The organism is Roseateles oligotrophus, assembly GCF_025717515.1.
Lineage (GTDB): Bacteria > Pseudomonadota > Gammaproteobacteria > Burkholderiales > Burkholderiaceae_C > Paucibacter_A > Paucibacter_A oligotrophus.
Genome location: NZ_JAJIRN010000011.1, coordinates 97,432 through 112,388 on the forward strand (window position 1 = coordinate 97,432; position 14,957 = coordinate 112,388).

At 63.3% G+C, this 14,957-nt stretch carries 11 protein-coding genes; 8 read left to right on the plus strand and 3 right to left on the minus strand.

Going from position 1 to position 14,957, the window contains the following annotated elements; genetic code table 11:
* Positions 1–9: 9 nt before the first annotated feature.
* Positions 10–2,118 carry a glycogen debranching protein GlgX gene (gene glgX, locus LNV07_RS22560; RefSeq protein ID WP_263573451.1) on the plus strand — a complete coding sequence of 703 codons (2,109 nt, stop codon included), beginning with the start codon at positions 10–12 and terminating at the stop codon, positions 2,116–2,118.
* Positions 2,119–2,134: 16 nt separating this feature from the next.
* On the plus strand, positions 2,135–3,652 hold the full coding sequence (gene malQ / locus LNV07_RS22565) for a 4-alpha-glucanotransferase (protein WP_263573452.1): 1,518 nt from the start codon (positions 2,135–2,137) through the stop codon (positions 3,650–3,652).
* 85 nt (positions 3,653–3,737) lie between these two features.
* On the opposite strand, the gene LNV07_RS22570 is transcribed toward malQ, so the two are convergent.
* Both LNV07_RS22570 and LNV07_RS22575 read right to left on the minus strand, forming a co-directional pair.
* Entirely contained in the window at positions 3,738–4,481 is a 744-nt protein-coding gene (locus LNV07_RS22570) for a LuxR C-terminal-related transcriptional regulator (protein WP_263573453.1), read from the minus strand.
* Between the two features lie 207 nt (positions 4,482–4,688).
* Positions 4,689–7,427, minus strand: a complete 2,739-nt coding sequence (locus tag LNV07_RS22575) for a TonB-dependent receptor (RefSeq protein ID WP_263573454.1) — start codon at positions 7,425–7,427, stop codon at positions 4,689–4,691.
* A 315-nt stretch (positions 7,428–7,742) separates the two neighbouring features.
* Here LNV07_RS22575 and LNV07_RS22580 point away from each other — a divergent pair, with 315 nt between their 5' ends.
* The 6 genes from LNV07_RS22580 to LNV07_RS22605 all read left to right on the plus strand — a co-directional run bounded on the left by LNV07_RS22580 (position 7,743) and on the right by LNV07_RS22605 (position 14,507).
* A complete protein-coding gene (locus LNV07_RS22580) occupies positions 7,743–9,017 on the plus strand; it encodes a cyanophycinase (RefSeq protein WP_263573455.1) in 1,275 nt (424 codons plus the stop codon).
* Between the two features lie 65 nt (positions 9,018–9,082).
* On the plus strand, positions 9,083–10,210 hold the full coding sequence (locus tag LNV07_RS22585; RefSeq protein ID WP_263573456.1) for a succinylglutamate desuccinylase/aspartoacylase family protein: 1,128 nt from the start codon (positions 9,083–9,085) through the stop codon (positions 10,208–10,210).
* Positions 10,211–10,234: 24 nt separating this feature from the next.
* Positions 10,235–11,626 (plus strand): YfcC family protein, encoded by a 1,392-nt coding sequence (locus LNV07_RS22590; RefSeq protein WP_263573457.1) that lies wholly within the window; start codon positions 10,235–10,237, stop codon positions 11,624–11,626.
* A 36-nt stretch (positions 11,627–11,662) separates the two neighbouring features.
* A complete protein-coding gene (locus LNV07_RS22595) occupies positions 11,663–12,679 on the plus strand; it encodes a GlxA family transcriptional regulator (protein ID WP_263573458.1) in 1,017 nt (338 codons plus the stop codon).
* The gene (locus LNV07_RS22600; protein ID WP_263573459.1) at positions 12,676–13,734 is read left to right on the plus strand and encodes an arginine N-succinyltransferase; all 1,059 of its coding nucleotides are present in this window, start codon (positions 12,676–12,678) and stop codon (positions 13,732–13,734) included. The genes LNV07_RS22595 and LNV07_RS22600 overlap by 4 nt, the downstream gene beginning before the upstream one ends.
* Positions 13,731–14,507 carry an arginine N-succinyltransferase gene (locus LNV07_RS22605; protein WP_263573460.1) on the plus strand — a complete coding sequence of 259 codons (777 nt, stop codon included), beginning with the start codon at positions 13,731–13,733 and terminating at the stop codon, positions 14,505–14,507. Before LNV07_RS22600 ends, LNV07_RS22605 begins: the two co-directional genes overlap by 4 nt.
* Positions 14,508–14,570: 63 nt before the next feature.
* Here LNV07_RS22605 and LNV07_RS22610 read toward each other — a convergent pair whose 3' ends face one another.
* A complete protein-coding gene (locus LNV07_RS22610; protein ID WP_263573461.1) occupies positions 14,571–14,948 on the minus strand; it encodes a LiaI-LiaF-like domain-containing protein in 378 nt (125 codons plus the stop codon).
* Positions 14,949–14,957: the final 9 nt, after the last annotated feature.

Sequence of the window (14,957 nt, forward strand, 5' to 3'; positions counted from 1 at the left end):
TATTTATCTATGTCTGCATTGCCAATAAAACTCTTGCCCGGGCGCCACGAGCCGCTGGGCGCCACGCCGCGCGACGGTGGCATCAATTTCGCCGTGTTCTCGGAAGGCGCAACGCGTATCGAACTGTGCATCTTTGATGCCTCGGGCCAGCGTGAGCTGCGCCGCTATGAGCTCCCCGGCCATGACGATGGGGTCTTCCACGGCTTCTTGCCCGGCCTCGGCGCGGGTCTGGTCTATGGCCTGCGCGCCCACGGCCCTTACGCGCCCGAGCATGGCCACCGCTTCAACGCCCACAAGCTGCTGCTCGACCCCTATGCGCGCGAGATCGTCGGCCATTTCAATTGGGGCCCCGAGCAGCATGGCTATGAGCTGGGGCATCCGGACGGCCCGCGCTCCTTCGATACACGCGACAACGCGCTGCAAGCCTTGAAGGGCAGGGTGGCCGCGCCGCCGTTGCCTGGCAGCAGCCCGCGCCTGAATGCGCCGCGCCATGCGACGGCCGATCTGGTGCTGTACGAGGTCCATGTGAAGGGTTTTTCCAAGCAGCTGCCGGGCGTGCCGGCCGAGCTGCAGGGCACCTATGCCGGCCTGGCGCATCCGGTCGCGCTGGCGCATTTCAAGGCCCTGGGCGTGACGACCTTGTCCTTGCTGCCGGTCCACTATCACATCGACGAACCGCATCTGGCCGACCTGCGCAAGCCCAATTACTGGGGCTATAACAGCCTGGGTTTTTTCAGCCCGGACCCCGGTCTGGCTCAGGCCCGGCACCGGGGCGACCCGAGCGCCGTGCGGGACGAGTTTCGCGCGATGGTGCGCGAGCTGCACGCGGCCGGGCTGGAGGTGGTTTTGGACGTGGTCTACAACCACACGCCTGAGGGCAATGAGTTCGGCCCGACTCTGAGCTTCAGGGGCCTGGACAACCGCAGCTACTACCGTCTGGTTGCCGATGACAAAAGCCGTTATGAGAATGTCAGCGCCTGCGGCAATACCGTCAACTGCGCTCATCCGCGTGTCGCGCAGCTGGTGCTGGACTCGCTGCGTTACTGGGTCGGCGAGATGGGCGTCGATGGCTTCCGGTTTGATTTGGCACCGGTGCTGGGCCGCACCCACCACGGCTTCGACCCGCAAGCGGCCTTCTTCACCGCCTTGCGGCAGGACCCGCTGCTGGCCGGCGTGCATCTGATTTCGGAACCCTGGGATGCCGGTCATGAGGGCTATCAGGTCGGGCGCTTCCCGGGCCGCTTCCTGGACTGGAATGACAAGTTCCGCGATGCGGTGCGCGGCTATTGGTTGCGCTCGGACAAACCCAGCGTCGGACGCGGCGAGCTGGCGCGGCGCTTCATGGCGTCCAGCGATCTGTTTCACCATGGCAGCCGTCGGCCGACGGCCTCGGTCAATTTTGTCTCTGTGCATGATGGTTATGTTTTGGCCGATGTGGTGAGCTTCTCGACCAAGCACAACCACGCCAATGGCGAAGACAACCGCGACGGCCGTGACGGCGAACTCTGCGCCAACTTCGGCGCCGAGGGGCCGAGCGACGACGCCACCATTCGCGCCACCCGCCTGCGCGTGCGCCGTGCGATGCTGGCCACGCTGCTGCTGGCGCAGGGCACGCCGATGCTGTGCGCGGGGGACGAAATCGGCAACAGCCAGGGCGGCAATAACAATGCCTATTGCCAGGACAACGCGACGACTTGGCTGAGCTGGGCCGAGGCCGAGGCCGACACGCAAGCCTTTGTGGCGCAACTATTGGCGCTGCGCCGGCAAGAGCCCTTGCTGCGCCATGAGGCCTGGTTTGCCTCGGCCGGGGAAACCGGCGACGCCGCTGCGCGCCTGCGCTGGTTCACGCCGGCCGGCCATGAGATGCAGCAGCAAGACTGGTTCGATGCCTGCGGCCATGCCTTTGCGGCACAGATGTTCGAGGCCGGCGCCAGCCAGCCGCGCTTGATGGTGGTGTTCAACCCCGAGCCCCAGGAGCTGGCCTTCAAGCTCAGCGGTGGCGCCTGGCGCCTGGCGCTGGACAGCAGCGCCGCGCTGCGAATCAGTGATCAAATTTTCCAAACAGGTCAGACAATGACCATCCCCGGGCGCAGCCTGCTTGTGCTGCGCCATGACTGAAGAAGAGCCACTCACCATGAACCTCAATCAACGCTCCGCTGGCGTGCTCTTGCACATCACTTCCTTGCCCGGCCCGCACGGCATGGGGGACTTCGGCCCCGACGCTTTTGCTTTTGTGGATTGGCTGCACGGCGCCGGCCAGAGCATCTGGCAGTTGCTGCCGACCACGCCGATCGGCCCCGGCGACTCGCCTTACCAAGGCGTGTCGGCCTTTGCCGGCAGCCAATGGATGGTCGCGTTTGAACCGCTGATCGCCAAGGGTTGGTTGGCACCGCTGCATCTGCCCACCGATGGCTTTGACGCTCAAGTGGTCGATTACGGCCGCGTGTTGCCCTGGCGTGAACAGCAGCTGCGCTTGGCATCCGCAGGCTTCTTCGCCAAGGCCAGTGCCGAAGACCGCGCCGCTTTTGCCGCCTGGTGCGAGGCTCAAAAGGATTGGCTGGACGATTACGCGCTCTTCATGGCGATCCGCTCACCGCTGAACGGCCTGCCTTGGTGGAGTTGGGCGCCGGCCTTGGCACGGCGCGAGCCTGAGGCCTTGGCCGCAGCACGCCTCAGCCACGCCGACGAATACCGCTTCTGGCAGTTTGTGCAATGGGCGTTTGACAGCCAGATTGGCGCTCTCAAGGCCTATGCCAATGGCAAGGGCGTCTCCATCATGGGCGACCTGCCGATCTTCGTCGCGCATGACAGCGCCGATTGCTGGTCGCGCCCGGAGCTGTATCACCTGGATGAGAACTTTCAGCCCACGGTGGTGGCCGGTGTGCCGCCGGACGCGATGTCACAGGACGGCCAGCGTTGGGGCAATCCGCTCTATTGCTGGGAGGCCATGGCCGCCGACAACTACCGCTGGTGGACGGCCCGCGTCAAGCGTGCGCTGAGCCAGGCCGATGTGTTCCGCATCGACCATTTCCGCGGCTTTGCCGGCTATTACGAAATCCCGGCCAGCAGCCCGGACGCAAAGCAAGGTCAGTGGGTGACCGGCCCTGGTCAGGCCTTGTTCGACGCCATCGCGGCCGCGCTTGGTGCCTTGCCGATCGTGGCGGAAGACCTGGGCTTCATCACGCCGGATGTGCATGAACTGCGCGACGGCTGCGGCTTCCCCGGCATGAAGATCTTGCAGTTCGGCTTCGGCGGCGATGCGACGCATGAGTTCTTGCCGCATATGTGGCCGCGCAACTGCGTCGCCTACACCGGCACGCATGACAACGACACCGTGCGCGGCTGGTGGGACAAGGCCGCCGCCCATGAGCGTGCCTATGCGGGCGCCTATCTGGCTTGCGGCGAGCAGGATGTGCATTGGGCGATGATTCGCGCCTGCTGCAATTCGGTCGCCAATATGGCGGTGTTCCCGCTTCAGGATGTGCTGGGCTTGGGGGCTGAGCACCGCATGAATGTGCCGGGCGTCTTGGGCGGCAACTGGGCCTGGCGCTTCACCTGGCAGATGCTGGGTAGCGAGCCGGCGCGTGTGCTGGGCCTGATCTCGGCCGCCAGCGGCCGGGCGCCGATCGGCTTGCTGCGCTTGCCGGCTTGACGAACAAGGCTGGCTTGCTTGGGTAAAACTTGCTTGGGTAATCTTACCCAAGCATTGTTTACTCAGGCGGGGCCGGCTTCTTCGATCAGACCAAGCCCTGCTTACTCGCCAACACAGCGGCTTCGGCGCGGCTGGAGACGTTGAGCTTTTTGTAGATCGACTTGATGTGGTCATTGACGGTGAACCACTTGATGCCCATCAGATTGGCGATTTCCTTGATCGTGAAACCCTTGCTGAGGTAGGTCAGCACTTCACTCTCGCGCGGCGTCAGGCGTTCCCACTCGGGTGGCGGGTCAAGCACGACGGAACGCCCGGCGCTGAATACCGCACTCGATGACAGGGAACCAAAGCCGGAGTTCAGCGTCATGGGGCCGGAGTCGCCGCTTGAATTGGGTCGGAAATGTGACAGCAGACGCCGCGCAATCGCGGGAGACAGCGGAGGCTGGCCGCGCACGATCCGCTGCAACTCTTCCACCAGCACCTCAAAGCGGTCTTCTTTGAGCAGATAGCCATCGGCACCGCATTGCAGCGCCGGGAACAGGTGGTCGTCATCCGAGTAAAGCGTGGTGACGATTTTCAACGCCGATGAACCGGCCATCTCGGCCAGGAACTCCATGCCATTGCCGTCCGGTAGTTCCAGGTCGACCAGGATCAGCTTGAAGCCGGCCTCGGGTGAGATTTCGGCCAACCTGGCTGTATGGCGGCGCGCGCCCTCCAAGTCGCCGGCCTCGGTGATTTCCATCGGGTCGCTGAAACTCTCGCGCACAACTCTGCACAAGAAGCTTCGAGCAACCGGGTTATCTTCAATGATCAATACTTTGACGGCCATAAATTGATTGTCCAGATAGCGGCAATCCTATCTCACATCTGCTCCTTTCTTGCCCTCGGAAGTACCCGGTAAGCATTCGTTTGTATCTTCTGGTACACCGACCACATACTGAGTTAGGGATTGCTCTCCGGGAATTCCCCAATTTGGCTTCCATCGACTGCGGAGATAGATCCAGGGACTCGCTTTGCAGCCCCCGGATGCATCGACTTAACGGAAGGAGTAGCTCAGGCTGGCGTAGAAATTGCGGCCACGCGGGTCCGTGTAGGTCGGGTCATAGGTGGCCAGGAAGTAGTAGCCTTGGTTGGAGAACGGCGGCTGCTTGTCGAACAGATTCTGCACGCCAACGCGCAGCTTCGCGGCCTTGTTGATGGCCCAGAAGCCCGACATGTCCCACAACGAATAGGCCTGCACATTGCGCGCCGGCAGCAACTGGCTGGTGTTGGGGTTGAAGGCGGTGTTGTGGTCGGTGTAGCCCGAGTAATAGGTGTTGCCCAGGGTCAGGCCAAAGGCGCCGATGTCCCAATCCGCCGACAGCCGGTGACGCCATTTCTGGATCACTTGGTCGCTCAGGAAGCGCCCGGCATTGCTCTGGAAAGGCTCGCCGGCGCCGAACTGGCGCTCGTACTTCAGCACATAGGTGCCGTTTGCATTGACCCTGAACTGCCCGGCTTCACCGGCGTTGAAACGGTAGTTGACATCCAAATCAATGCCCGAGGTGCGCAGCTCGCCTTGGTTTTCCTTCTTCAACAAAATGGTGTCGATGAACTCGCCGAACTCGTCGCGCTTGACGTAGCCCTTTTCGTACTTGGACAAATTGCCCAGAATCACCTGCTCGGACAAATCGCTGATCACATCGGTTTTGTTGATCACCCAGTAGTCAATGCTGGCGCTCAGTTCACGCACCGGCTCCAGCACCAGGCCCAGCGAGAATTGTTTGGACTTCTCGGGCTTGAGCTTGTCATTGCTGCGGCGCTCGACCCGCCATTGGTCGGTGCAATCGGCCACCGAGAAGCCTTGCGAGACGCAGCCCGGGTCGGTCAAGAAGGCCGAGCTGGAGCCAAACGAGGTCGGGCGGGTCAGCTCATTGATGCTGGGCGCGCGAAAACCGGTGCCGGCCGAGCCGCGCAGCATCAGCTGCTTGCTTGGCTGCCAGCGCGCGCCGAGCTTGGGGTTGAAGGTGTTGCCCACGCCGCTGTAGTCATCAAAGCGTGCGGCCAGTTGGACCTCCAACTCCTTGGTGAAGGGGGCGTTCAATTCGCCGTAGACGGCGGCCACATTGCGGCTGTTTTTGCTGGCCGGTGGCGAGTCACCGCGCGAGCTGCGGTCGCCCTGGATATTGTTAGTTAGTAGCAGGGCCGAAGGATTGAACTCGGCCTCCTCGCGGCGGAATTCGGCGCCGAAGGCCGCGCCCAGCGCGCCTCCGCCCAGCTGCATCAGATCGCCGCTGAATTTGGCGTCCACGGTCGTCGTTGTGCCTTTGGAACTGCGCGCGGTGTCTTGCACCTTGATGCTGCCCAGCAGGTCTTGGCCGGCTTGGGGCGATTTGCCGAAGGGGTTGATCTGGCCGGCGCGCACGCCCGCGACGAATTTGTCATACAGGAAGTAGCCGTCCTTCAGCGCGTCGTCGGTCTTGTTGACGGCGCGGTTCAGCGCGATGTCGTAATCCCAAGTTCCCAGTGAGCCGCTGACGCCCGCGACGATGCGCTCGGCATCGCTGCTGACCTCATTGCTGCGGTTGCCGCCCTCGGTGACGCGCTGGCGTACGTCGACATTGCCACCGAAGGGCAGCGGTTTGGGCAAGAAGGGGTTGATTGCGGCCGTCGGCACGCCGGTGATCTCGATCGGATTCGGGCTGGCCACATACAGCGTCTTGGTCTTGCTTTTGAGGACCTCGGCAAACAGCTGTGTTTCGTTATTGAGCTGGAACACACCGCGGCCCAAAAAGGCGGCCTTGTCCGACTCGGGGTAGAGCTCGGTGTCCTGCATATAGTCAAAGCTGCAGGCCTCGGACAGATTGTCTTTGGCGTAGACGGTGGCCGGCGGGTTGCAAGCCGGCGCATACAAGTTGATGGTGCGCTGCGTAAAGGGTTTGCCGTTGACGGTGAAGCCGGCCGCGTTGAGCGCATCGAGCTGGACCTTGCGCGGAGCGGACTTGCTCGCCAGGCGGATATTGCCGGGGAAGGTGCGGCTGGACATATAGAACGGCAAGGTGGTCGCCAGCGGCCGATCCTGCAAGAATTCGCGCTCGGTCGAACGCAGACCGCCGAGCTTTTGCACATCGATGACGCCGAACACATTGAAGCGATCTTTGGCCAGATCGCCGAAGCCGCCGCCTATCGAGGCGGCCGTTTTTTCGGCGCCGCCTTCTTGCGTGCGCGAGGCGTAGACATTGATGTCGGCACCTCGGTAGTCCTTGCGGGTGATGAAGTTGATGACGCCGCCGATCGCGTCGGTGCCGTAAATGGCGGAGGCGCCGTCTTTCAGAATTTCGACCCGCTCGATCGCGCCGGCCGGGATGTTGTTCAGGTCCACGCCCGAGTTGTCGCCGGGCGAAGCGAAGTTGGCCATGCGCCGGCCGTTCAACAGGATCAAGGTGCTGGACACGCCGATACCGCGCAGATTGGCGCCGTTGAAGCCGCGCTGGCCGCCGGTGCTGTCGGTGATGCTGGCGCCGTCGGTCAGGCCGGCGGTGTTGCCGCTGATCGAGCGCATGATTTCGGCCGCCGTGGTGGCGCCGGTCTTGTCGATGTCGGCGCGCTTCAAGGTCTGCACCGGCAGCGCGGTTTCGCCCTCGATGCGCTTGATGCTGGTGCCGGTGATGTCAACGCGCTCGAGTTTGGCTTCTTGTGCCAGGGCTTGCCAGCCGACGCTGCTGGCGACCAGCAAAGTGGCCGCTTGGGCCAAGCGCTTGAGCTTGAAGGGATGCGGCATGCGGGAGTGGGTCATGATGAAGTGGCCTCGTTTGACTGATGGGAAGGAAGTAGGTGACGCAGGGGAATCGGAGGCCGTTGCGCGCTTGCCGAGGGGTCTGCGCTATTGGCCTTGGATGCACTCTAGGAGCGCGCCGCATGACTTGCCTATGGGGTTTTGGTGGCCCGGTCGCTTGTGCGCAAGTCCATGTCGCTTGGCCGCAAACCCTCGATGAACAGGCACAACAGCGCTTGCAACGATGCGACATGCACTTGCGTTTTGGGGCCAAACAGGGCCTGTCTGGGGCCATACCCGCTGGCGATTGCGGGCCGGCGCTGACAGACTGGCGCCATGCAAATCAATCTACTCATCAAGGCGGCCGCTGCGCTGCTGCTGGCGGCGGCCCAGCCGGCTTCGGCCTCGGCCGCGCCAATTGCGGGCCCCGTCCATTTGGCCGGTACGGCCATCATCATTGGCGGTGCGCTGAAGTACGACAACGATGTGGTCTGGAAGCGCATCGTCGATGCGGCCGGTGGGCCCGGTGCTCGCTTTGCGGTGTTCGCCACCGCGGCTGCCAAGCCGGAGCGCAGCGCGGCACAAATCGTCGCCGCCTTGAACGCGCAGGGTGCCCGCGCCGAGGCGATCCCTGTCGCACCCCGGTGGGACGGCGTCGATCTGCAAGCCAACTTGAATGATGCGGCGCTGCTGGCCAAGGTGGCCGGCGCGCAAGGCGTGTTCTTCTCGGGCGGTGCGCAGGAGTTGATCGTCGATACCTTGCAGCCAAGCGGTGAGCCGACCGCGATGCTCAAGGCGATCTGGTCGGTGTTCAATCGCGGTGGTGTGGTGGCGGGCACCAGCGCGGGCGCGGCCATCATGAGCACGACGATGTTCCGCGACGCGCAGGATGCACTGCAGGTGATGAAGGGCGATCTGCGCCGCGGCAAGGAGATCGACCGAGGCCTGGGCTTTACCGGGCCGCATTTATTTGTTGATCAGCATTTTCTCAAACGCGGCCGGATTGGTCGCATGCTGCCGCTGATGCAGGCCGAGGGCTACAAGCTCGGCTTGGGCGTCGAGGAAAACAGCGCCGCCTTGCTGCGCGGCGACGAGATGGAGGTGCTGGGTGCCAAGGGCGTGATGCTGGTCGATCTTGCTCAGGCCAGCACCGATCCCGGGCTGGCCGGCTTCAATCTGCGCAATGCCCAGCTCAGCTATTTGGAAAGCGGCGATAGGCATAACTTCACAAGCGGGCTGACCACGGTCTCTGCGCAAAAGCTTGCCGGCCACCTGATCGACCAGAAGGCAGCCGGCTTCCAGCCCTTTTTCAGCAATCAGCCCTTTATTCTGGATATCTTGGGTGACACGGCGATCGTCAATGCGATGAGTCATCTGCTCGACAGCCCGCATGCCGAGCTGCTGGGCCTGGCCTTCAACGGGCGCAGCCAAGGCAGCGACAACCGGCCCGACCTTGGCTTCGAGTTCCGTCTGCACAAGGGCGAGGGCAGCCGTGGCTGGTTCAGTGCAGCGGCCGGTGGCGAAAACTATACGGTGCTGCGCCTGCGCCTGGATGTGCTGCCGGTGGTGATCAAGAGGCCTTTCTATACGCCCTTGAACGGCTCGCGCTAACTCCCTATTTACGCTGTGACCCGGCCGTTCAGGCCGGGCATGGTCAAGCTTTGACTGGAAACTTGATGCAGACCCGATTGCACCCCTTGATGCCCGCCAGTGCGGGTACCGCCCGGCATGTGCGCAGTCTCCATTTCGGCCGCGCCGAGAGCGGCCGCAAGGCCTATATCCAGGCGTCACTGCATGCCGATGAAGTACCGCCGATGCTGGTGGCGCAGGCCTTGCGCGAGCGTTTGCTGGCGCTCGAGGCCGCTGGGCTGATCGCCGGTGAAATCGTGCTCTTGCCGATGGCCAATCCGATCGGCTTGTCGCAAGAGATGCAGGGCGTTTTATGCGGGCGCTTCGACATGAGCACCGGCATCAATTTCAATCGGAATTACCGCCATCTGAGCGCCGAGTTGATTCCTTTGCTTGAGCCCTTGCTGGGCGCCGATCCGCAGGAGAACCGGCGCCTGATTCGCACGACTTGCCTGGCCTTGCTGGCGGCCAAGCCGGCGCAGACCCAGACCGAAAACCTCAAGCTGATCTTGCAAACGCTGGCGATGGATGCCGACATCGTGCTCGACCTGCACTGCGACACGCAGGCCGTTATGCATGTTTACACCGGCACGCCGCTGGCCGAGGCCGCCAAGCCTTTGGCTCGTCTGCTGGGTGCCCAGGCCTTGTTGCTGTCGCGGGCCTCGGGTGATGACCCGTTTGACGAAACCATCGCACGCATTTGGTGGGAGTTGGCCGAGCATTTCGGGCCCGGTCGGCCGGTGCCACTGGCTTGTTTTGCAGCCACGGTGGAGTTGCGCGGCGAGTTGCAGGTGGAGCCGGCTCTGGCCTTGCAGGATGCACGGGCCCTGCTGGAATTCTTGCGTCAGGCCGGGCACATCGACGGTCCCGTCGATGCGGATCTGGCGGCCTTGGCGCCGCTCTGCGAGGCCACTCCGCTGGAGGGTGTGGAGCCTATCACCGCGCCGCATAACGGCGTCTTGGTGTTCCGCAAGCAGCCGGGTGATTGGCTGAGCGCCGGCGAGGTGGTGGCCGAAGTCATTGATCCCTTGACCGATCAACGCAGCCTCTTGCAGACGACGGTGTCGGGCCGGCTTTTCGCTCGCGTGTCCCGGCCTTATGCCAGCGCCGGCATGCGCGTCTGCAAGGTGGCCGGCAGCGTGGCCTTTCGCAGCGGCAAGCTGCTCTCGCTCTGAACCTTTTTCTAGCCAATTCCGCTCATGTCAAAACTGAAATTCCCCAACACCTTTGTGCTCTTGTTCAGCCTGTTGGCGTTGATCGCCTTGGCGACCTGGTTCGTGCCCGGCGGCAAATACGAAACACAGTTGATCGACGGCAAGACCGTCATCAAGGCAGACTCCTTTCATCATGTCGCCGGCAATCCGCAAGGGCCCGCCGCGCTGATGATGGCCCCTATCAAGGGCTTTGTCGAAGCGGCGCTGATCATCGGTTTTGTGCTGATCGTCGGCGGCGCCTTCTCGGTGCTGCAGCGCACCGAGGCGATCGATTCGATGATCAAGTCGGTGGCCAAAGCGCATACCCATTCCGCCTGGGTGCGGGTGGCCATCATCCCGGTGTTCGTGGCCATGTTTTCGCTCGGCGGTGCGACCTTCGGCATGGCCGAGGAGGCGATCCCTTTTGTGTTGATCTTCATCCCCTTGGCCTTGGCACTCAAGTACGACAGCATCGTTGGCGTGGCGATTCCCTTTGTAGGTTCGCAAATCGGCTTTGCCACCGCTTTTTTGAATCCCTTCAATGTCGGCGTGGCGCAGAGCATTGCCGGCGTGCCGATGTTCTCAGGCATTGGCTATCGGCTGATTTGCTGGGCGATTGCCACCACGCTGACGATCGCGTTTTTGATGTGGTACGCGGCTCGTATCAAGAGCCGGCCTGAGCTGAGCCCTTGTTTCGAATCGGACCAGGAGAAGCGTAAACACTTGAAGACGGCCGAGTTCGAGAGCTTCGCCGGCATGACGGCGCGACACAAGCTGGTGCTGAGCATGTTCGCCTTCACGCTGGCGGTGATGATCTTCGGCGTGATCAAGTTCGGCTGGTACATCGAAGAGATCGCGGCGCTGTTTTTGCTGATGTCCATCATGGTCGGCTTGGTCGGGCGCTTGGATGCGGAAGAGTTTGTGGCCAGCTTCATGGCCGGCGCCAAGGATCTGGTGGGTACCGCCTTGGTGATCGCCTTGGCCAAGGCCACCGTGGTGCTGATGCGCGACGGCCACATCATCGACACCATGCTGCATGCGCTGGTGCCGCTGGTGGAATCGAGCAACCCTGTCTTCTCTGCACAGAAGATGTTCCTGATCCAGTCGGTGATCAATTTCTTCATTCACTCCGGTACCGGCCAAGCCGCGCTGACCATGCCCATCATGGCGCCGCTGGCCGATCTGGTTGGCGTGAGCCGACAGACCGCCATCCTGGCCTTCCAGTTCGGCGAATTGACCACGCCGGTGATCCCGACCTCGGGCATCACGGTCGGCGTTTTGGCCCTGGCCGGCATCCCCTGGACGAAATGGGCGCGCTGGATGATCCCGCTGCAACTGATGTATTTGCTGATGGCGCTGGCCTTGCTGGCCGTGCCCTCGATGATCAACTGGCAATGAGCGAAGTCTGCTCGCGGTCTGAATTACAGTGCAGCGGTGAATAGCCTCGCCCCTACCGCTGCCGAGACCGAGCCAAGCGCGACCGAGCTGCGGCGCTGTGGCCTGCTCTTGCTGCCGGGCGCTTCGCTGCTGGCGCTGGCCGGCGTGCTGGAGTCGCTGCAGGCGGTCAATGAATTGCAGGCAGATGCGCGTTATGTGCCCGAGCTGGGGTCGCCCGATGGCGGGTCGGTCAGCTGCGGCGGTTTGGTTTTTCAGACCCTGGCCTTGGCGGAGTCGGCGGCTTGGTATGCGATCTTTGTGCTCTGCGGCGAAGGCGCGCGGCCGGGCTCGGCCTTGCTGGCTTGGCTGGCTCGGCAAGCAGCCGCAGGCGTGGCGCTGGGCGGTGTCGACGGCGGCAGCGCCGTGCTGGCCGAGGCCGGCCTACTTGGCGCCGAGCGTGCCACCGTCAACGCGCATCTGGCGGAGGCGCTGCAGGACGAATACCCTGATGTGGTCTGGAGCGGCAATGTCTGGGAGATCAATGCCGACGCCTCGCGCCTGAGCTGTGCGGGCGGCAGCGCCAGTCTTGATTTGATGATCGCCTGGCTGGGCCGCAGTCACGGCGAACGACTGGCGCAAGACCTGACCCTCAAGCTGGGGCTGGAGCGCGCCCGTGGCCGTGATGAGCGCCAGCGCCGCCCGGTGGCCGAGCAGCGCGGCGGCAGCCCCAAGCTGGCCGAGGCGCTCAGTCTGATGGAGGCCAACTTGGCCGAGCCGCTGCCGACCGAGGATGTGGCGCGTTTGGTGGGCGTCTCGCGCCGGCAGTTGGAGCGCTTGTTCAAACAGCATCTGGACGCCTTGCCCTCGCGCTATTACCTGGAGCTGCGCCTGAACCGGGCGCGGCGCTTGTTGCAACAAAGCGGCCAATCGATTTTGCAGATTGGCCTGTCTTGCGGGTTTTCCTCCGGCCCGCATTTTTCCAATGCCTACAAGGCACATTTTGACAAAACGCCGCGCGACGAGCGCAGCCAGCGCGCCATCGCCTGGCGCCGACCTGCTGGAGACCCCTCATGAACCCCCGAGATTTGCTGTTGCGCCCGGTGGCGCTGGCCGACCTGCCGGCGCTGGAGCGGATTGCGGCCGCCAGCGAGCATGGCATCAGCTCCTTGCCTAACGACCAAGCCAAGCTGCGTGCGCGCATCGAACGCTCACTCGATGCCTTTGCCAGCCTGGATGACGCCAGCGGTGAGGAAACCTATCTCTTCGTGCTCGAGGACCTTGCCCGCGCCGAGGTTGTGGGCTGCAGCGGGATTGCGGCCAGCGCCGGTTTTCATGATCGCTTCTACAGCTATCGGAACGAGTTCGTCGTGCACGCCAGCGCGGCTTTGGGCGTCAGCAACCGCCTGCACACCTTGCATCTGTGCCATGACCTGAGCGGCTACACGCTCTTGACCTCTTTCTACATCGAGCCCGCCTATGCCCAAGGCCCGGCGCCGCAACTGCTCTCGCGGGCCAGGCTGCTCTTCATTCAGCAGTTCGCCGAGCGTTTCAATCAGCGCATCGCCGCCGAGAACCCCGGCCTCGCCGATCAAGAAGGCCAAAGCCCATTCTGGGATGCGGTCGGGCGGCGCTTCTTTGCGATGGACTATCCGCAGGCCGAAGCCCTGACGGGTGGCCGCAACAAGGCCTTCATTGCCGACCTGATGCCGCATTCGCCGATCTATGTGGCCTTGCTGCCCGAGGCCGCGCAATGGGCGATCGGCCAGTTGCATCCGGTCGGCGAGTTGCCGTTTTCCATCCTGCAAGAAGAGGGCTTTGACGCGGATACCTATATCGACATCTTTGACGGCGGCCCGACCGTGGAATGCAGTTTGGGCCTGTTGCGCAGCGTTCGACATGCGCACCGGCTGACGGTGAATGCAGATGCTCTGGCGCTGGGTATGCCGGCCTGGCATCTGGCGGTCAACTGCGAACGCAATGATTTTCGGGCGATCTTGGTCGAGCTGGCCGAGTCGGCCCGGTTTGTTCTGCCCAGCGATGAGGCGGCCACGCGCTTGGGTTTGGTCGAGGGCGCCGATCTGCTGGTGACCCCGCTTTGGCCCGAATCGACCGAGAGGAGCCGGCCATGACAGCCTCTGAAAATGAGCATCGGCTCTGCGTGCGTGGCCAGCAGGCCGGTGATCTGGCGTCAATGAGTGGCTGGCTCGGCCAGACCGGCGTCGCGCCCGACCTCGGCGGGGGCGAGGGCGAATGGTTGATCCTGGCCGATGCGGCATCGGGCGCGCCGCTGGCCTGCGCTCGCTTGGTCGAGCAGCTGGGCATGCGCACACCACGCTTCAGCTACCATGTCGGCCGCGTGGTGCATGCGGCCGCGGAGTTAGGCTTGTTCCGCACTCAGACCACCTTGCTGCTGGGCAATGACCACAGCGGCGAGAGCGAGCTGGCCGACTTGGCCTGCGCACCCGGCCTGCCGGCCGAGGTTCAAACCGCCTATTTGACGCGACTGATCGAGGCGGCCTTGCAGCGCATTCAGGCGCAAGCGCCACGCTTTGGCGAGCGTTTGATCGTGGAGCTGGCGGGGCCGCTCGATGAGCGGGGTCAGGCACCGTTCTGGCAGGGCCTGGGCCTACATTTCTATGCTGGCGACCGGCAAGCCGCGCAGGCGAAATTTGGCGACGCTTGGCGCAGTCATTTGGCGGCCTTGCTGCCGCGCCAGACCTTGTACCTGTCGTTTCTGAGCGAAGCCGCGCAGACGGCGATGGGACAGGTCGGGGCGGCAGGTCAGTCCGCGGCCAAGGCCTTGGCGGCCTGTGGATTTGCCTCGTCCCAGCATGTGCGCGTCGATGACGGCGGGCCGGTGTGGGAGTTGCGGCTGCCGCCCAAGTCCGAAATCAGTCGCTGAACTCAACGCTGCCCAGGCCAGCCCGCAGCTGGTCTGGCTGCCGCTGCTGCTGCGGCATACCCGTCAGGAACTCTTGTCTGCCGCAGCGTCGTCCGGCTTGAAGAGGCCGCTGATGACCTTGCTCAGGCCCAGCGCAATCAAAAGCAATGGCCAGCTGTTGAAAAAATTCAGCCCCCACAGATGTTCGAGCGAGGCATAAAGCCAGGCCGACAAAAAGACCAGCAACCCGCCCTTGGCCATTTGATCGGCATTGCGCGCGGCGATCATTTGACTCAGGCCGATCAGGCCGATGATGGCCGGCCAATAGGACTGGAGCTTGCGCAATTCCAACCAGCCCCGGTTGTCGGCAAAGAACAGGCAACCCAGGCCGATCAAGATCAAGCCAGCCGTGATCGATTGATACCGGCCTTTGGGGGCGCACCTTGCTGCATCGTCTTGCATCTTGCGGTT